Origin of the sequence: Aeromicrobium sp. CF4.19 (assembly GCF_051262555.1) — a bacterium.
Taxonomy (GTDB): domain Bacteria; phylum Actinomycetota; class Actinomycetes; order Propionibacteriales; family Nocardioidaceae; genus Aeromicrobium.
In genome coordinates this window covers 102,132-119,942 of the sequence record NZ_JBIMEU010000005.1, presented here as the reverse complement: position 1 = coordinate 119,942, position 17,811 = coordinate 102,132, and the positions used below count along the sequence as shown (strand labels likewise).

The 17,811-nt window shown below is 70.9% G+C and carries 19 protein-coding genes; 9 read left to right on the top strand and 10 right to left on the bottom strand.

Annotation, left to right across the window (positions count from 1 at the left end):
* The first annotated feature begins 70 nt into the window (after window positions 1-70).
* Entirely contained in the window at window positions 71-1,186 is a 1,116-nt protein-coding gene (locus ACHAAC_RS12305; protein WP_435716532.1) for an N-acetylmuramoyl-L-alanine amidase, read from the top strand.
* A 5-nt stretch (window positions 1,187-1,191) separates the two neighbouring features.
* Here the strand turns inward: ACHAAC_RS12305 and ACHAAC_RS12300 are convergent, their stop codons facing one another.
* Window positions 1,192-2,970, bottom strand: a complete 1,779-nt coding sequence (locus tag ACHAAC_RS12300) for an acetyl/propionyl/methylcrotonyl-CoA carboxylase subunit alpha (protein ID WP_435716531.1) — start codon at window positions 2,968-2,970, stop codon at window positions 1,192-1,194.
* Window positions 2,971-3,012: 42 nt separating this feature from the next.
* Window positions 3,013-3,639: a hypothetical protein gene (locus ACHAAC_RS12295; RefSeq protein ID WP_435716530.1), complete on the bottom strand. Its 627-nt coding sequence runs from the start codon at window positions 3,637-3,639 to the stop codon at window positions 3,013-3,015.
* 150 nt (window positions 3,640-3,789) lie between these two features.
* On the opposite strand from ACHAAC_RS12295, the gene ACHAAC_RS12290 reads away from it, so the two are divergent.
* Window positions 3,790-4,956, top strand: a complete 1,167-nt coding sequence (locus tag ACHAAC_RS12290) for an acyl-CoA dehydrogenase family protein (protein ID WP_435716529.1) — start codon at window positions 3,790-3,792, stop codon at window positions 4,954-4,956.
* 12 nt (window positions 4,957-4,968) lie between these two features.
* Here the strand turns inward: ACHAAC_RS12290 and ACHAAC_RS12285 are convergent, their stop codons facing one another.
* The 5 genes from ACHAAC_RS12285 to ACHAAC_RS12265 form a co-directional block, all read right to left on the bottom strand.
* The gene (locus tag ACHAAC_RS12285) at window positions 4,969-5,190 is read right to left on the bottom strand and encodes a hypothetical protein (RefSeq protein ID WP_435716528.1); all 222 of its coding nucleotides are present in this window, start codon (window positions 5,188-5,190) and stop codon (window positions 4,969-4,971) included.
* A gap of 143 nt (window positions 5,191-5,333) precedes the next feature.
* The gene (locus ACHAAC_RS12280) at window positions 5,334-5,948 is read right to left on the bottom strand and encodes a Maf family protein (protein WP_435716527.1); all 615 of its coding nucleotides are present in this window, start codon (window positions 5,946-5,948) and stop codon (window positions 5,334-5,336) included.
* Between the two features lie 98 nt (window positions 5,949-6,046).
* Complete coding sequence (locus ACHAAC_RS12275; RefSeq protein WP_435716526.1) at window positions 6,047-6,703, bottom strand: hypothetical protein; 657 nt, start codon at window positions 6,701-6,703, stop codon at window positions 6,047-6,049.
* A gap of 120 nt (window positions 6,704-6,823) precedes the next feature.
* Window positions 6,824-7,186 carry an acyl-CoA carboxylase subunit epsilon gene (locus ACHAAC_RS12270; protein WP_435716525.1) on the bottom strand — a complete coding sequence of 121 codons (363 nt, stop codon included), beginning with the start codon at window positions 7,184-7,186 and terminating at the stop codon, window positions 6,824-6,826.
* Complete coding sequence (locus tag ACHAAC_RS12265; RefSeq protein ID WP_435716524.1) at window positions 7,183-8,787, bottom strand: acyl-CoA carboxylase subunit beta; 1,605 nt, start codon at window positions 8,785-8,787, stop codon at window positions 7,183-7,185. Before ACHAAC_RS12265 ends, ACHAAC_RS12270 begins: the two co-directional genes overlap by 4 nt.
* A gap of 97 nt (window positions 8,788-8,884) precedes the next feature.
* Here ACHAAC_RS12265 and ACHAAC_RS12260 point away from each other — a divergent pair, with 97 nt between their 5' ends.
* From ACHAAC_RS12260 to purE, 5 genes are all read left to right on the top strand, one after another.
* The gene (locus ACHAAC_RS12260; protein WP_435716523.1) at window positions 8,885-9,727 is read left to right on the top strand and encodes a biotin--[acetyl-CoA-carboxylase] ligase; all 843 of its coding nucleotides are present in this window, start codon (window positions 8,885-8,887) and stop codon (window positions 9,725-9,727) included.
* Window positions 9,728-9,773: 46 nt separating this feature from the next.
* On the top strand, window positions 9,774-10,280 hold the full coding sequence (locus ACHAAC_RS12255; RefSeq protein ID WP_435716522.1) for a PH domain-containing protein: 507 nt from the start codon (window positions 9,774-9,776) through the stop codon (window positions 10,278-10,280).
* On the top strand, window positions 10,267-11,286 hold the full coding sequence (locus ACHAAC_RS12250) for an adenylate/guanylate cyclase domain-containing protein (RefSeq protein ID WP_435716521.1): 1,020 nt from the start codon (window positions 10,267-10,269) through the stop codon (window positions 11,284-11,286). The genes ACHAAC_RS12255 and ACHAAC_RS12250 overlap by 14 nt, the downstream gene beginning before the upstream one ends.
* 28 nt (window positions 11,287-11,314) lie before the next feature.
* Window positions 11,315-12,445 (top strand): 5-(carboxyamino)imidazole ribonucleotide synthase, encoded by a 1,131-nt coding sequence (locus tag ACHAAC_RS12245; protein ID WP_435716520.1) that lies wholly within the window; start codon window positions 11,315-11,317, stop codon window positions 12,443-12,445.
* An 86-nt stretch (window positions 12,446-12,531) separates the two neighbouring features.
* Window positions 12,532-13,026 (top strand): 5-(carboxyamino)imidazole ribonucleotide mutase, encoded by a 495-nt coding sequence (gene purE / locus ACHAAC_RS12240; RefSeq protein WP_435716519.1) that lies wholly within the window; start codon window positions 12,532-12,534, stop codon window positions 13,024-13,026.
* Between the two features lie 26 nt (window positions 13,027-13,052).
* On the opposite strand, the gene ACHAAC_RS12235 is transcribed toward purE, so the two are convergent.
* Both ACHAAC_RS12235 and ACHAAC_RS12230 read right to left on the bottom strand, forming a co-directional pair.
* Entirely contained in the window at window positions 13,053-13,670 is a 618-nt protein-coding gene (locus ACHAAC_RS12235) for an MSMEG_1061 family FMN-dependent PPOX-type flavoprotein (protein WP_435716518.1), read from the bottom strand.
* An 18-nt stretch (window positions 13,671-13,688) separates the two neighbouring features.
* Window positions 13,689-14,276, bottom strand: coding sequence for a hypothetical protein (locus ACHAAC_RS12230; protein WP_435716517.1), 588 nt, complete (start codon window positions 14,274-14,276; stop codon window positions 13,689-13,691).
* Between the two features lie 108 nt (window positions 14,277-14,384).
* Here ACHAAC_RS12230 and ACHAAC_RS12225 point away from each other — a divergent pair, with 108 nt between their 5' ends.
* The gene (locus ACHAAC_RS12225) at window positions 14,385-15,539 is read left to right on the top strand and encodes an acyl-CoA dehydrogenase family protein (RefSeq protein WP_435716715.1); all 1,155 of its coding nucleotides are present in this window, start codon (window positions 14,385-14,387) and stop codon (window positions 15,537-15,539) included.
* A gap of 82 nt (window positions 15,540-15,621) precedes the next feature.
* Window positions 15,622-16,473: an NAD(P)H-binding protein gene (locus ACHAAC_RS12220; protein WP_435716516.1), complete on the top strand. Its 852-nt coding sequence runs from the start codon at window positions 15,622-15,624 to the stop codon at window positions 16,471-16,473.
* Window positions 16,474-16,502: 29 nt separating this feature from the next.
* Here ACHAAC_RS12220 and ACHAAC_RS12215 read toward each other — a convergent pair whose 3' ends face one another.
* Window positions 16,503-17,597 (bottom strand): LCP family protein, encoded by a 1,095-nt coding sequence (locus ACHAAC_RS12215; protein ID WP_435716515.1) that lies wholly within the window; start codon window positions 17,595-17,597, stop codon window positions 16,503-16,505.
* Window positions 17,598-17,811 lie beyond the last annotated feature (214 nt).

Here is a 17,811-nt window from a genome sequence, read left to right as displayed (position 1 = left end):
TACATCGTGAGCCGACACGTCCTTGGGGGGAATTTCAATGCGTCGCACGCTGATCAGCACCGTTGGATCCGTGGGGGGTGTCGCTCTGGTGGCGGCACTGCTCGTGGCCGGAGAGACAGAGCCGGCCGAGGCCGAGCCCTCGCAGGATCGGCCGGACGTCGCCGACACCGCGACGGGTGACTCGCGAACCCTCGGGGAGACGTCCCTGCAGGAGACGCCGCTCGAGACGGCGGGCACCCTTGCCTCGTCGGGCGACGGGCGGGTGGAGGCGGAGCGCCAGGAGCGTGACGCCTTCGACCTCGTCGGCGTCACGTGGGCCGACGCGGGTGATGCCGAGGGCGTCGACGTGCAGGTGCAGGTGCGTCAGGACGGAACGTGGTCGGACTGGATCGATCTCCAGACCGACGGTGCCCAGGCCGGTGAGGGCGACGTCCGTGGTGGGACCGACCCCCTGTGGGTCGGGAGCTCCGACGGTGTCTCCGCCCGGGTCATCGGCTCCGACAGCGACCTTCCCGACGACGTCAGGGTCGTGACCGTCGACGGCGGGCCGGAGCAGGACGTCCAGGCAGAGGACCCGGCCGCCACGACAGCCTCCGCGGTGCCTGCGCAGCCATCGGTCGTGACCCGATCCGCCTGGGGCGCGGGGTCCGGGACGACGTGCGACAGCCCGGTCTACGGCAAGCTCCGCGGTGTCATGATCCACCACACGGCTGGCAGCAACTCCTACACGAAGGCGCAGTCAGCCTCGATCGTGCGATCGATCCAGTCCTACCACGTGGGCGGCCAGGGCTGGTGCGACATCGGCTACAACCTCCTCGTCGACAAGTACGGGCAGATCTTCGAGGGCCGCAAGGGCGGGTGGACCCGGATGGTGCGGGGGGCCCACGCCGGCAACTTCGAGGTCAACAAGTCCGCCGTCGGCATCGCGATGATGGGCAACTACGAGACGGCGCACACCGCCACGGCGCAGCGCAACGCCGTCGTCCGGCTGGTCGCCTGGCGGCTCGGCAGCAAGGATCTGCCGGCCAAGGGCAGCCCGTACAAGATCGGCGGGCACACCGTCCAGCGCATCGCCATGCACCGTGACGTCAGTGCCACGGCGTGCCCTGGCCGCAACGGGGTCAACTGGGTCAAGAACCCCGGTGGTCTGCGCGATCGCGTCGCCAACGCGATCGCGTCCGGCTGACCGGGCTACTGCTCGGCGTCGGCGATCTCGGCGATGACCTCGCCGGCGCCGACGGTGGCCCCGACCTCGGTCTTCAGCCCGCTGATGGTGCCGGACTTGTGCGCGGTGATGGGCTGCTCCATCTTCATCGCCTCGATGACGACGACCTGGTCGCCCTCGGCGACCTCCTGCCCCTCCTCGACGGCGATCTTCACGATCGTGCCCTGCATCGGGGAGGTGAGGGAGTCACCGGAGACCGCGGCGCCGGATCCGCCGCGACTCTTGCGCTTGGGCTTCTTGGCTCCGCCGGCAGGAGCCGCCGCCCCGAGACCGCCGGGAAGGACGACCTCCAGGCGCCTGCCGTCGACCTCGACGACGACGCGCTCGCGCTCGGTGGGCTCGTCTGTCTCGCTGGTCCCGGCGTACGGCTCGAGCTGGTTGTCGAACTCGGTCTCGATCCAGGTCGTGAAGACGTCGAAGGACCCGCCCGAGGCGTTGTAGGCGGGGTCGTCGACGACCGTGCGGTGAAAGGGGATGACGGTGGGCATGCCGTCGACGACGAACTCATCGAGGGCCCTGCGTGAACGCTCCAGGGCCTGCTCGCGGGTGCGACCGGTGACGATCAGCTTGGCCACGAGCGAGTCGAAGGCGCCGGGGACGGTCTCGCCCTCCTCGTACCCGCCGTCGATGCGGACGCCAGGCCCGCTCGGCGGGGCCCAGCGGGTCAGGGTGCCGGGGGCCGGGAGGAATCCTCGGCCGCCGTCCTCGGCGTTGATGCGGAACTCGATGGAGTGGCCGATGATCTCGGGATCGTCGTAGCCCAGCTCCTCACCGGCGGCGATGCGGAACATCTCACGCACGAGGTCAATGCCGGTGACCTCCTCGGAGACCGGGTGCTCCACCTGCAGGCGGGTGTTGACCTCCAGGAAGCTGATGGTGCCGTCGGCAGCCACGAGGAACTCGCACGTGCCGGCACCGACGTAGCCGGCCTCGGACAGGATCGCCTTGGAGGAGGTGTAGAGACGCTCGAGCTGGTCGTCGCTCAGGAACGGCGCAGGGGCTTCCTCGACGAGCTTCTGGTGTCGACGCTGCAGCGAGCAGTCGCGGGTGGAGATCACGACCACGTTGCCGTGCTGGTCGGCCAGGCACTGGGTCTCGACGTGGCGCGGCTTCTCCAGGAACTTCTCGACGAGGCACTCGCCGCGACCGAAGGCGCTGACCGCCTCACGGACCGCGGACTCGTAGGCGTCCGGGATCTCCTCGAGCGTCTTCGCGACCTTCAGGCCACGGCCGCCACCGCCGAAGACGGCCTTGATGGCCACCGGCAGCCCGTTCTCCTTCGCGAACGCGACGACCTCGTCGGCGTCCTTGACGGGGTCCTTGGTGCCGGGGGCGAGCGGCGCGTTCGCGGTCTCGGCGATCTGCTTGGCCTTGGCCTTGTCGCCCAAGGCCTCGATGGCCGACGGTGGGGGGCCGATCCAGACCAGGCCGGCGTCGAGCACGGCCTGGGCGAAGTCGGCGTTCTCGGCGAGGAAGCCGTAGCCGGGGTGCACGCTGTCGGCGCCGGACTTCTGCGCGACGGCGATGATCTTCTCGATCGAGAGGTAGGAGTCGCCGGGAGTGGAGCCGTCCAGGGAGTGAGCCTCGTCGGCGAGCCGGACGAACACGGCGTCGCGGTCGGGCTCGGCGTAGACGGCGACGCTGCCGATGCCTGAGTCCTTGCAGGCGCGGATGATCCGCACCGCGATCTCGCCACGGTTGGCGACCAGGACCTTCTGCAGTGCCTTCTCTTGGGGCTTGCTCACGGGGGTGCTCTCTCCTCGGGTGGGGCGGACTGCCTGCCGAGTCTAGGGGCTGACGTGTGCGGAGGGCCGATGAGGTGCGTCACGTCTGGCGACGAGCCCGGCGGCGACGATGGCGAGCCCGACGGCCAGCACGACGCCGTGGCCGACTCGGAGGGCAGGCGGGCCGAAGAACTGCGGTGCGTAGGTGAGGAGCCCGGCGGCGACCACGAGCGATCCGACCCGCACCACGAGCCCGCCGTGGCGCAGGTGCACCGCGAGCAGGACGCCGGTGACTGCGAGCAGCACCAGGCCGACGCCGAAGAACGAGACAGGGACGGCGTCGTATCGGAAGTCCTCGGCGACCGCGAGGGCGGCGACGTCGCCCGAGGACCGCACGTGGTCCCCGAGCGCGTGCAGCGCCCATCCCTCGGCGCCGTAGTACGGCAGCAGACAGGCGGCGCCCACCCACGCGAGCAGCTCCAGGGGACGATCGATCTCGCGCAGCGCCAGGGCGATGGCCACGAAGCCGATCATCGCCAGGGTGTGGGAGATCGGCCACCGCAGGTCGGCGAAGGTGTCAGCCCCCACCGTCCCCGTCTCGGCCCCCCACGGTCGCAGCGCCGGGTAGAGCAGGAGGCAGGCCGCGGCCACGGTGAACCACACGGCTGAGGCGCGGGCACGGTCCGGCATGGCGACTCCTTGGGTCGTGAAGGGGAACAGTGTTCTCGAGTGCCCCGCAGACTAGCGCGGACAGGAGGACGGAGGATGAACAATGGATTGATGCCGGGGTCGCCGGGTCGACACAGGGGATCATCGGTTAACGGGTGTTAACCTCAGGGCATGGATGCCACGTTGTCGAAGGAGCACGAGGACTTCCGCCGTGTCGTGCGGGAGTTCGCCGAGAGTCGCATCGCCCCCCACGTCGCCGCCTGGGACAAGCAGCACCACTTCCCGACCGACGTCGTCGCCGAGATGGGCGACCTGGGCCTGTTCGGCATCACCGCCCCGCAGGAGCACGGCGGGTCCGACGGCGACTTCACCAGCCTGTGCATCGCGATCGAGGAGCTCGGCCGGGTCGACCAGTCCATCGGCATCACGTTGCAGGCCGGTGTGGGCCTGGGCATCAACCCCCTCGTCGCCTTCGGCACGGCGGAGCAGCAGGAGCGCTGGATCCCCGACCTCGTGGCGGGGCGCGCCCTCGCCGGCTTCGGGCTCACCGAGCCGGGCGCGGGGTCCGACGCCGGCGCCACGCGGACCCGTGCCGTCCTGGACGGCGATGAGTGGGTCGTCGATGGCGCCAAGCAGTTCATCACCAACTCCGGGAGCGAGATCACCTCGCTCGTGACGGTCACGGCCCGCACCGGCGAGCGCCCCGACGGGCGGCCGGAGATCTCGGCCATCATGGTGCCGGCGGGAACGCCGGGGTTCGTGGCGGAGCCGCCGTACGACAAGCTCGGATGGCACATCTCCGACACCCACGCCCTCTCGCTGAGCGATGTCCGTGTGCCCGCCGACCACCTGCTCGGCGAGCAAGGACGAGGCTATGCCCAGTTCCTCGCCACCCTCGACGACGGCCGGATTGCGATCTCGGCCCTGGCTACCGGCTGCCTGCAGGCCTGCCTGGACCTGTGCGTGCAGTACGCGGGGGAGCGGACGACCTTCGGGGTGCCCATCGGCGCCAAGCAGGGCGTGGCCTTCCAGATCGCCGATCTCAAGGTGATGCTGGACGGTGCCCGCGCGCTGACCTATCGCGCGGCAGCACTCAAGGACGCGGGAGCCCCCTCCGGCGAGGTGAAGCAAGCCGCGTCGGTGGCCAAGCTGTACGCCACCGAGTCGGCAGTGACCGGTACCCGTGTCGCCACCCAGGTGTTCGGCGGCTACGGCTTCATGGAGGAGTATCCCGTGGCGCGCTTCTACCGTGACGCCAAGATCCTGGAGATCGGCGAGGGCACGAGCGAGGTCCAGCGGATCCTCATCGCTCGCGGGCTCGGCCTGCCCGTGGAGTAGGCCCGTGCAGGGTCAGAGAGCCTCGAGCTGCTTGGACGGCAGCGTGATGCGCCGCATCGTGCCCGCAAAGTCCACGGACACGGCGATGTCGGACTCCAGGGAGACGATGCGCCCCAGACCCCACGTGTCGTGGGAGACGCGGTCACCCACGGCGTAGACGGGGTGCACCACCTCCGGCGGGGCCTGGAAGGGGCTGGACGGGTGGTAGCGGCGTCGCCGCGGGGAGGTGGCCATCGTGTCCCCAGTCTCCACCCTCTCGCCCCCTGTGGCCAACACGGCCCACGGTCTGGGACCCGGGTGGGGCCCTCGTGGGACGCCGGGGCCAGTCGGGGCGCCGGGTCGCAGCGGGTCGCGATTACCGCCGGAAGCCTGGAACCTCAGCGGTGGTCGTCGTGACGCCCCGACGTGCACCAGAGGTCGGTCCAGCGGACGCCGAGATCGGCGACCAGCTCACGGAGCATCGGCAGGCTGATGCCGACGACGGTGTGGTGGTCACCCTCGATGCCGCGCACGAAGGCGCCGCCGAGCCCGTCGATCGTGAAGCCGCCGGCCACCTGCAGCGGTTCCCCGGTGGCGACGTAGGCGGCGATCTCGGCATCGTCGACGTCGGCGAAGTGCACGATCGTGGAGGCGGTGTCCACGACCTCACGGTCGCCCCGGCGCACGCAGTGTCCGCTGTGCAGCACCCCGGACCGGCCACGCATGCGACGCCAGCGCGCGGTGGCCGTCGCCGCATCTGCGGGCTTGCCGAAGGTCTCGCCGTCGATCGCCAGGACCGAGTCGCAACCGACGACCAGGGCGTCCGGATCGTCCACGTCGACGGCGACGGACCGGCACTTGAGCTGGGCGAGGGCAGCAGCCAGGTTCGCCGCGTCGTGCGTGCGCACCTGGGACTCATCGACGCCGGAGACGACGACCTCGGGGTCGACGCCCGCCGCACGCAGCGTGGCGAGGCGGGCCGGAGACTGTGAGGCGAGGATCAGGCGGGTCACGACCCCATGCAACCGCGAGTGGCGCAGATTCGCGAGAACGAGACGGCGTGTCGCGCAGAGCTGCGCCACTCGCGGGCGGGTCTGCGCCAGTCGATGGGTCAGGTCGCCAGCCGGGGCGGATCGCCATACGTGGTCGGCTCGGCGCTCAGGTCGGGGTTGGCCACGGCAGCGTCGACGAGGGCCTGCGAGCCACCGATGCAGAACCAGGTCGCATCGACGTCGGAGGTGATGCACCACGCGTGGTCCGCCGGCCAGGTGAGCGCGGCCTGCGGCAGCTCACGGGGCCATCCGGGCGCCAAGGGCCGAGCGCCCCAGTCGCCGACATCGCCGACCCTGCCGGTGAAGAGGAGGTAGGAGCGCTGGCCCAGCAGGTCCACGCGTGGTGCGTCGAGCACCGACCGGTCGAACGCCGGGAGGGCGACCTGCGGGCGAGGTGGGGCGAAGAACCGTCCGAACGCCCGGTCCGGCTGCATGGCCGAGTAGATGCGCCCGTGCTCGAGCTCGCCCCAGCCTTCCCACAAGGCGAACCAGGCATCGTCCGGCGTGAAGGTGTGGTCGGCCGCCAAGCGGGTGGCGGTCGCGACCAGGCCGGCGTCGGAGCGATACGGATCGGCGTCCTCGTCATCGAACCAGACCGTGGCGTAGGCGGCGAAGCCCGGTGGTCCCTGGAGGGCGCGGTTCCGGGCGTCTGCGTCGTTGCCGTCGGCGACGATCCACTCCGCGACCGAGACGCGCGGCTCATGTCGCAAGGTCACGCCAGGCTCCCTCGGGACGACGGCGAGTGGCGCAAACCCGACCCTGAGTGGCGCAGATCCGCGCGACACGCCGTCTCAGATTCGCGAATCTGCGCCACTCGCGGTGGTCCGGGGCGGCGGTCAGGCCCAGCTGCTGCGTCGCCACTGGTCCGGGCCGACGCGGTGCGGCGTGCGGTGGGCGCGGGCCGGGTGGCCCCACTCGCTGCGCGGGCGCGCGGTGCACCCGGCAGCTGCAGCAGCCGCGGCGGCGTTGCGGGCCGCCACGACGGCCACGACCGCGGCCAGCTCCTCGGCCGTCGGCTCGCCCTTGACCACCCGCAGCAGCGCCGGGGCCGGTTCGGGCGTCGGCTCTGCGGTGGCGTCGTCCGAGCCCGTCGCGCTCGACTCGTTCGCTTCGCTCGCTGTGCTCGACTCGTTCGCTTCGCTCGCTGTGCTCGACTCGTTCGCTTCGCTCGCTGTGCTCGACTCGTTCGCTTCGCTCACAGGGGAATGTTCCCGTGCTTCTTGGGCGGGAGGGTCTCCCGCTTGGTGCGCAGCAGCCGCAGGGCCTTGACGACCTCGGCGCGGGTCTGCTGCGGCTCGATGACCGCGTCGACGTAGCCGCGCTCCGCCGCCACGTACGGGTTGCACAGCGTGTCCTCGTACTCGGTCATCAGCTCGGCCCGGCGGGCCTCGGGGTCGTCGGCGGCGGCGATGTCGCGGCGGTACAGGATGTTGACCGCTCCCGACGCCCCGACGACGGCGATCTGCGCCGACGGCCAGGCGATGTTGATGTCGGCACCGAGGTGCTTGGAGCCCATGACGTCGTACGCCCCGCCGTAGGCCTTGCGCGTGATGACGGTGACCAGCGGGACCGTGGCCTCGGCATAGGCGTAGATCAGCTTCGCGCCGCGGCGGATGATGCCGTTCCACTCCTGCTCGGTGCCGGGCAGGAAGCCGGGCACGTCGACGAACGTCAGGACCGGGATGTTGAACGCGTCGCAGGTGCGCACGAACCGGGCCGCCTTCTCGGAGGCGTCGATGTCCAGGCAGCCGGCCAGCTGCATCGGCTGGTTGCCGACGACGCCGACGCTGCGGCCCTCGACCCGGCCGAACCCGATGACCAGGTTCGGGGCGAACAGCGGCTGGACCTCCAGGAAGTCCTGGTCGTCCAGCGTCGCCTCGATGACGGTCCGGATGTCGTACGGCTGGTTGGCCGAGTCCGGGATCAGGGTGTCGAGGGCCTGGTCGACGTCGGTGGGCTCGAGGTCGTACGGCTCGTCGTGGACATCGGCCTCCTCCATGTTGTTCTGCGGCAGGAAGGACAGCAGCGCCTTGACGTACTCCAGCGCGTCGTCCTCGTCCGCACCCATGTAGTGGGCGTTGCCGCTGCGCGTGTTGTGGGTGCGTGCGCCGCCGAGGTCCTCCATGCTGACGTCCTCGCCGGTGACGGTCTTGATGATGTCCGGGCCGGTGATGAACATGTTGGACGTCTGGTCGACCATCACCGTGAAGTCGGTGACCGCGGGGGAGTAGACGTGGCCGCCGGCGCAGGAGCCCATGATGAGGCTGATCTGCGGGATGACACCGGAGGCGTGCACGTTGCGGCGGAAGATCTCGCCGTACAGGCCGAGCGAGACCACGCCCTCCTGGATACGGGCACCGGCGCCCTCGTTGATGCCGATGATGGGGCAGCCGGACTTCATCGCCAGGTCCATGACCTTGGTGATCTTCTCGCCGTAGACCTCGCCGAGGCTGCCGCCGAAGATCGAGAAGTCCTGCGCGAAGACGCACACCTGGCGGCCGTCGATCATGCCGTAGCCGGTGATGACGCCGTCGCCGAGCGGCCGGTTCTGCTCCAGGCCGAAGGCGGTGGACCGGTGCCGGGCAAGGGCGTCGAGCTCCACGAAGGTTCCCTCGTCGAAGAGCGTGTCGATGCGCTCACGGGCGCTCTGGCGACCCTTGGCGTGCTGCTTCTCGCTCGCGCGCTCGGCCACCTCGACCGTGGCCTCACGGTTGCGGCGCTGGAAGTCCGCCAACCGGCCTGCCGTGGTGTGCAGCTCGGGGTGTGCTTCGATCTCTGCGTCGGTCTCTGCTTCGCTCACTGTGCCCTCGTGGTTCGCATCGGGTGCCGGCATCACCGGCCGGCGTCGGGGTCAGAGTAACGAGGGCGGGCCCTCGGGGGTGTGTGAGGCTGGTCCCATGGACCCGTCCGGCCGTTTCGACGACCTCGATCGCCCCCCGCTCGACGCGGCCGTCCTGGCCGGCGCCCTGGTGCGCGAGGGCGGCCTCTGGAAGCAGGTCGAGGTGCGACCCGTGACCGCCTCCACCAACGACGACGTGTCCGCGGCTGCGCGGGCGGGGGCGGCCGAGGGGCTCGTGGTCATCGCCGACGCCCAGACGGCAGGACGTGGCCGGATGGATCGTGCCTTCACGACCCCCCCGGGCTCCGCCGCCATCGTCTCGGTGCTGCTGCGGCCGCCGGCCCACGTCCCGGTGCAGCGCTGGGTCTGGCTGTCCCTGCTGGCAGGCCTCGCCGTGGACTCGACCGTGCAGGAGTGCGGCGTGGAGGCCGGGCCGGTCGGGGTCGGGCTGAAGTGGCCCAACGACGTCCTGGTGGGCGACCGCAAGATCTCCGGCATCCTGCTGGAGCGGGTCGAGACGCCCGCCGGTGCTGCCGCGGTCGTCGGCATCGGCATCAACCTCACCACCACCGCGGCCGACCTGCCCGTGCCGACCGCGACGTCGTTGCTGCTGGAGGGCGCGGCACGGACGGACCGGACCGTGGTGCTGCGGATCCTGCTGCGCACCCTCGAGGCGCTCTACCTCGCCTGGGTCCGCACCGGGGGCGACCCTTCGGCCGGGATCCGTGACTCCTACCGTCGCCGCTGCCGCACGGTCGGCTCCTCCGTGCGCGTGGAGCTGCCCGACGGGTCCGTCCACCGGGGGGTCGCCTCGGACGTCGACGAGCACGGACGCATCGTCGTGGACGGTCTCGCGCTGAGTGCGGGCGACGTCACGCACGTCAGACCCGACGACGCCTGAGCGCTTCGTGCCGCTCGGCGGGCACCCGGCGTGACAAGATCGACCCATGGCACTGTCCAGCAAGCTCCTGATGACGGGCGAGGACGTGGTCGAGACGACGCGCACTCACGTCAAGGTGCTCCTCGTCCCGCTCCTCGTGCTCCTCGTCGTGAGCTTCGTCGGAGGCTTCGCGGCCGCCCAGGCCGGCGACGCGGGCGACGGCTGGGTGCGGTGGGGGGTGGTCGCGGTCTCCGTCGTGCTGGTGCTGTGGTTCTCGGTGCTGCCGTTCGTCCGCTGGCTGCTGTGGACCTACACCCTCACGTCGATGCGCATCGTGGAGCAGAAGGGGATCCTCACGCGCGAGGGTCGGGTCATCCCGCTCAGCCGGGTCAACGACGTCTCCTTCGAGAAGAACCTCAACGACCGCATCCTGCGCTGCGGCACCCTCATCGTGCACACAGCCTCGGAGGAAGAGGGATTGTTCCTGCGCGACATCCCGCGGATCGAGCACTTCCACCGCACCGTCAGCACCCTCGTCTACGAGTCTCACCGTCGTCGCGATGAACCGCTCTGACCTGCGCGAGGAGCTGGCCCGGCTGATCCTCGGCGAGGAGCAGTGCCTCACCGGTTCGGAGGTCACCGACAAAGGTGGGCTCACGGTCGAGCAGGGCGAACGGCTGTGGCGCGCCCTGGGCTTCCCCAACGCGGGCGACGCCCCCGCCTACGGGGACCGGGACGTCGAGGCCATCGCGCTGATCGCAGCGACGCTCGAGGGCGGTCTGCTCGATGAGTCCACCGTCTTCCGGCTCACGCGCGCGCTCGGGCAGACCATGGCCAAGCTCGCCGACTGGCAGGTGGCGACCATCGTCGACCAGGTCGAGGCCGACGTGGCGCACGGCCGGGCCCGCAGCCGGCTGGAGGCAGCCGTGACGGTCGCTCAGCAGGCCGGGCCGGACTTCGAGGCGCTCCTGCTCTACGCCTGGCGGCGCCACCTCGCGGCGGCGGCGGCCCGGCTCGAGGCGCTGGGGGCGGTGGATGCCGAGCTGCTCTCGACCACGATGACCGTCGGCTTCGCCGACCTCTCGCGCTTCACGGCGATGTCCAACACGATCGACCAGGCCAGCCTCGGGGCGCTCGTGGAGGAGTTCGAGAACCGCTGCACCGACGTCGTGACCGCCTACGGCGGCCGCGTCATCAAGGCGCTCGGCGACGCCGTGCTGTTCGTCAACCGTGACCCCGCAGCCGGGGTGAGCACCGCTCTGGAGGTGGTGCAGAACATCGGCGCGCGCGAGAGCCTGCCGGACGTGCGGGTGGCCCTGGCCACGGGCTCGGTCGTCAGTCGGCTCGGCGACGTCTTCGGGCCGCCGGTCAACCTCGCGGCCCGGCTGTCCCACGTGGCCCGCAGCAACCGCGTGCTCGTGGACGAGGCGACAGCCGCGGGGCTGGGCGACGGCGAGTTCGAGATGCGCTCGCTCCCGGCCCGCCCTCTGCGCGGCTTCGGCAACGTCTCGCCGATCACGGTCAGCCGGCGTCGTGGCTTTCGTCCGCGCCGCCAGGGTCCGCCGCACCACGTTCCGTAGCCGGCCCGGGTGCACCTAGGCTGACCCCGTGCCCGCACCCCACCTCGCCGTCATCGGTGGCGGACAGCTCGCTCGCATGATGCAGCAGGCAGCCATCGGCCTCGGCGTCCGCATCCGCCTCCTCGCCGAGGGGCCCGACGTCTCGGCCGCCCAGGTGGTGGTCGACCACCAGGTGGGTGACCACACCGACCTGGCTGACCTGCGTTCCGTCGCGGGTGACGCCCCGGTGGTGACCTTCGACCACGAGCACGTGCCACCGGAGCACCTGCGGACCCTGCAGTCCGAGGGCCACGTGCCCCGGCCGGGCCCGGACGCGCTGCTCTACGCCCAGGACAAGGGCGAGATGAGGATCCGTCTGAGCGTGCTGGGCGTGCCGTGCCCGCTCTTCGACCTGCTCTCCAGCGACCCCGAGGTCGCGTTGGAGGAGCTGGAGGACTTCGGCTACCCCGCGGTGCTCAAGACCACCCGGGGCGGCTACGACGGCAAGGGTGTCTGGGTCGTCCGAGACGCCGCACAGGCCCGGGAGGTCCTCGGGGCGGGCCACGAGCTCATCGCCGAGGAGCTCGTCGACTTCCGCCGTGAGCTGTGCGCCCAGGTGGCCCGCCGCCCCTCCGGCGAGATGGTCGTGTACCCGGTGGTCGAGTCCTTCCAGCAGGACGGCGTCTGCAAGGAGGTCATCGCCCCGGCCCCCGATCTCGCCCCGGCGCTCGCCGCCGAGGCGCAGCGCATCGCCGAGACCGTGGCCCAGCAGCTCGACGTCACCGGCATGCTCGCCGTCGAGCTCTTCGAGACGGCCGACGGCCGGGTGCTCGTCAACGAGCTCGCCATGCGACCGCACAACACCGGGCACTGGAGCATCGACGGCGCGGCGACGAGCCAGTTCGAGAACCACCTGCGGGCCGTCCTCGACCTGTCCCTCGGACCCAGCACGCCGCGGGCGCCCTGGGCGGTCATGGTCAACGTGCTCGGCGGTGCCGTGGACGATCTCCACGGACAGGTCGCCACGGTGCTCGAGGCCGAGCCCGACGTCCACGTCCACCTCTACGGCAAGGCGGTCAAGCCCGGGCGCAAGGTCGGCCACGTCACCGTCGTGGGTGACGACCTCGACGAGGTCCTGGCCCGCGCCCGGCGGGCGGCCGACCTGCTTCAGGACGGCTGATCCTCCGGATCGGTGCCTCAGCAACCTCATCCCGGTCGGCCCAGACACCCGATCCGGGTCGGGCCCGGGGCCGATAGGCTCGGGACATGAGCGCTCAGCCGCGAGTCGGCATCGTCATGGGATCGGACTCCGACTGGCCCACGATGGAGGCCGCCGCGGGCGCGCTGCACGAGCTCGGCGTCGCCTACGAGGCCGACGTCGTCTCGGCGCACCGGATGCCCGATGAGATGATCGCCTACGGTCGTGAGGCGCACGGTCGCGGCGTGGAGGTCATCATCGCCGGGGCCGGGGGAGCGGCGCACCTGCCGGGCATGCTGGCGGCCGTGACGCCGTTGCCGGTCATCGGCGTCCCCGTGCCGCTCAAGCACCTCGACGGGATGGACTCCCTGCTCTCGATCGTGCAGATGCCCGCCGGGGTGCCCGTCGCGGCGGTCTCGATCGGTGGTGCGCGCAACGCGGGGCTGCTCGCGGTGCGCATCCTCGCTGCGGGCGATCCGGAGCTCACCGAGAGGATGCTCGAGTTCCAGGTGGACCTGGCCGAGGTCGCGCGGGCCAAGGGTGCCGCACTGCGCGATCGCTGAGAAGGGCCCGCGTCAGTCAGGCCGGCTCAGTACAGGCCGGCGCGGTAGTCGCGACCCTCGTAGTACTCCCTGACGTCGTCCAGGCTCTGGTGGGAGCGCTCCATCGCGTGGGCGATCTCCGCGCGCGACGGCACGGCATCGGGGTGCCAGGTCGCGGGCTCCCAGAGGTCCGAGCGAAGGAACGCCTTGGAGCAGTGGAAGAAGGTCTGCTCCACACTCACCTCGCAGAGGACGACGGGACGGTGGCCACGCACGACGAGCTCGTCGGCGTAGGGGGCGTCGTCGAGCAGCCGCGCCCGTCCGTTGACGCGCAGCGTGTCCCCTCGACCCGGGACGAGGAACAGCAGGCCGACGTGCGGGTTGGTGAGGAGGTTGGCGAACCCGTCCGCGCGCCGGTTGCCCGGGCGCTCGGCGATCGCGATCGTGTGCCGGTCGATGACGTGCACGAGGGAGCCTGCGGGATCGCCCTTGGGCGAGACGTCGCAGGTGCCGTCGGCGCCGGAGGTGGCCACCAGGCAGAAGGGTGAGGAGCGAAGCCAGGCGATGTGCATCTCCTCCAGGACCGAACGGTCCTTCGTGGCGGCGGGACCGCCGGCCTCTCCGAGCAGGGCTCTGAGTCGCTGGACGTCGGTGATCTCAGCCATGGCGTCGAGGATAGGGCCTCAGGGCAGGCGGACGAACGAGCTGAGCCGGGTCAGCGTCGGGCGTCTCGGGGCGGACCCGAAACCGAACCGCACGGCGGGGGCGAGAGGGGCGAGGGGCCCGAGGTCCCGGCCCTCCCAGGACGCCTCGAGGGAGTCGACGTGCCACGCGTCGCGGGCCGCGTACCACTCGGTGCGGCCCTGTCCGGCCGAGCCGTGGGTACGCACGCCGGGCATGACGCGCCGCGCGATCGGGTCGCACAGTCGTGCCCACGCCTCCGCCTCGCTGACGACGGTGGGCACCGCCCGCAGGAGCCGGCCGACGGGCGCCCGCCCACCGGGCACCCAGGTGGCCGTCAGCGGACCCGCCCGGAACGACCAGCCCGCCCGGTGGACGGGGTGCACCTGGATCTCGTCGAAGGTGTAGGTGGAGGCCACGAAGTCCGCGACCTCGTCCGTCGGGGCGAGGAGCGTGCGGTGCCCGCCGGCGTCCTCGACCATCGCGTCGGCGAAGGCTCCGAGAGGGCTGTGCTCCCACATCCCCACCACGATGCGGGTTCCGGACGTCGTGCCGAGGCCGACGATGTGGCCGTCGAAGCGTTGCAGCATGACCCCAGTGTGCGGGAGGACACCCGCCTCGGCATGCCTCGCGACCGGGGGTGCGGATACGATTGCTAGGAAGTCCAACTACTTTGTCTGGAGAGACCTGTGACCGAGATGTTCGTGCTGTCCGAGGAGCACCAGGCGATCCGTGAGGCCGTGCGCGCCGTCGCGGAGGCCAAGATCGCCCCGCACGCCGCGGACGTCGACGAGCAGGCTCGCTACCCCCAGGAGGCGCACGACGCCCTCGTGGCCGCGGACTTCCACGCGCCGCACGTGCCGGAGGAGTACGGAGGCGCGGGGGCCGACGCCCTCGCCACGGTGCTGGTCATCGAGGAGGTCGCCCGTGTGTGCGTCTCCAGCTCCCTCATCCCGGCGGTCAACAAGCTCGGCTCGCTCCCGGTCATGCTCGGCGGCAACGATCAGCTCAAGAAGCGTTACCTCACGCCGCTCGCTGCCGGTGACGGAGGCTTCTCGTACTGCCTCTCCGAGCCCGACGCGGGCTCGGACGCCGCGAACCAGAAGACCAAGGCGGTGCGCGACGGTGATGGCTGGCGGCTCAACGGCGTCAAGCGTTGGATCAGCAACGCCGGGGTCTCGGAGTACTACACCGTGCTCGCCCAGGCCGATCCCGAGCAACGCAGCAAGGGCATCACGGCGTTCGTGGTGGAGAAGTCCGACGAGGGAGTGTCCTTCGGCGCTCCTGAGCGCAAGCTCGGCATCAAGGGCTCACCCACCCGTGAGGTCTACCTCGACGACGTCTGGGTGCCCGACGATCGGATCATCGGTGACGTCGGGCAGGGGTTCGCCATCGCGATGCAGACCCTCGACCACACCCGGGTCACGATCGCCGCCCAGGCCGTCGGAGTCGCCCAGGGGGCGTTGGACTACGCGCTCGGCTACGTCCAGGAGCGCAAGCAGTTCGGCAAGCCGATCAGTGACTTCCAGGGTCTGCAGTTCATGATCGCCGACATGGGCATGAAGGTCGAGGCCGCGCGTCAGCTGACCTACGCCGCTGCCGGCCGGTCCGAGCGTGGTGACGACGACCTGACGTTCTTCGGCGCCGCGGCCAAGGCGTTCGCCTCCGACACCGCGATGCAGGTGACGCTCGACGCCGTGCAGCTGCTCGGCGGCTACGGCTTCACGCGCGACTACCCGGTGGAGCGGATGATGCGCGACGCCAAGATCACTCAGATCTACGAGGGCACCAACCAGGTGCAGCGCATCGTGATGGCCCGCCAGCTCCTCGCAGGGATCCAGAGCACCCTGTAGAGGCCGTGCATGCTCTGGTGAGTTGATGTCGTCGCGAACCGCTGCTTCACTGCACTGAAGAACTCGATCCCGGGGAGATGGCATGCAGCAGGGCAACGACGTGACGCGCGTGCTGGTGACCGGCGTTCGCGGCAAGACGGGCGCGCCCCTTGCGGAGCAGCTCGTCGCACGAGGGGATGTCGAGGTGCTCGGGGGGAGCAGCGACCCGTCGACGGTGACCGCTCAGGGCGTCCGTCCGACCACCTTCTCGTGGGACGACCCGGCCGCGTGGGTGGCGGCCACCGACGGCATCGATGCGGTGTACGTCGTGCGACCGGATCGCCCCGACGCGCCAGAGCTCATCGAGACACTGCTCGCATCGACGGCACCTGAGGTCCGTGTCGTCCTGCTGTCCGAGAAGGACCCCGACGAGATCGGTCCCGAGGCCTGGGCACTGCGCGCCGAGAAGGTCGTTCGTGAAGGCCGGCACGCCTGGACGATCGTTCGGCCGAGCTGGTTCATGCAGGTACTCACCGACCCTCGCTTCTACCGAGACCCGGTCGTCGAGGCAGGTGAGCTTCCGTTCCCGAGCAACGGCATGAGCCTGGCCTGGATCGATGCCCGGGACATCGCCGCCGTGGCGGAGCAGGCCCTGCTCGACGAGCGGTACGGCGGTGAGGTGCTCGAGCTCACCGGTCCGGAGGTCGTCTCGCTGCCGCGTACCGCCGAGCTGCTCAGCGAGGCGTCGGGGCGCCCTGTGGTCCACCGGGAGACGACGGTCGACGAGGCGCTGGTCGGGACCGAGGGGTTCGAGCGCGAGCTGTCAGCGCTGACGTTCCAGCGTGTGCACGCCGGCACGTTCTCGGTGGTGACCGCCACCGTCGAACGGGTGACCGGACGGCCAGCCCGGACGCTGCAGACCTTCCTCGCCGACCACCGGTCGGACCTGCTCTGAGCGGCGGTCACCGCACCTCCTCGGCCGACTCACCCGGCCGGGAGGCCGTCCTCGGTGCACAGCTCGCCGATGCTGCCGGTGCGATCGCCTGAGATCGCCTCGAACATCTGCTGGCTGCGCTCGGGGTCCCAGCGCACGGAGAAGTCGGCCAACGGGACGGTGCAGCTGAGCCCGTCGGCCCCCATCGCACCCCGCAGCGCGAGCGCGAACTTGGCGACGCCGTAGGGGTTCGTGTCCTCGCCGATGCGCACCGACGCGGCGGCGCCGGTGTTCACCCCCCAGTAGCGGATCGGGTTCACGAACGTCCACGGAGAGACGACGGACGAGGCGATCCCCGCCATGACCTCGCGCTGGTTCTGGACGCGCTGGATGTCGCCGTCGCCGTAGGCCTTGCGCACCCGGGAGTAGGCCAGGGCCGTGTCGCCGTCGGCGTTCTGGCAGCCCGCCTCGACGTCGAGGCGGGAGTCCCGGTCCTCGATGGCCTCCTTGGGGCAGATCTCGATGCCACCGACGGCGTCCACGACGTCCTTGAGGCCGTCGAAGCCGATCTCGACGTAGTCGTCGACGCGAATGCCGGTGTTGAGCTCGACGGCTTGGGTCAACAGCTCGGCGCCACCGTAGGAGTAGGCGGCGTTGATCTTGGTCGAGCCGTATCCGGGGACCTCCACGATGGAGTCCCGCGGGATCGACATCAGGATGGACGGCCCTGCGCCGGAGTGCAGCAGCAAGATCGTGTCGGTTCGGCCACGGTCACCCTCCACCCGGTCGGCGGAGCGGCTGTCAGAGCCCACGAGCAGGAAGGTCGAGCCCCTCTGCTCGTCGGGCCGGCCCTCGCCCGGGTCGGCGTCGACGGTGTCCATCGTGGTGAAGGCGTAGAGCGGGACGACGACCATGAAGAGGACCCATGCGATCAGCAGGGCCAAGAGGGCGCGCTTGGGCCCGAACCGGCTCCGTCGCCGGTCTCGGCGACCACCGTCGTCACCACCGGGGGGCCGGCCACCGCGCCCGGGCGGTGGCAGGTTCGGCGGCGGGAGATCGTCGTTGCGGCCGCGGGGCGGAGGTCGATCGTCGCGGCCACCTCCGTACAACCACCCGTACTGGTCGTCGGGACGCTGGTCTGCCATGGCCCTGACGGTAGCCGAACGAGGAGGTCGGTCCCGTGCATGCCGCGCGCGTCGCGGCGCCGACGGGCGCACCTCGGCGTGTCGGGTGCAGCCTCGACCTGGAGTCGAGGGTTCTGTGTGACGATCGGTCCGACCTTCACTACTTCCCCGGTCAGACACAGTGAGGACCTCATGAGCGAGCGGCAGCGAGCGAACCGACAGCACTCCGTGCGGT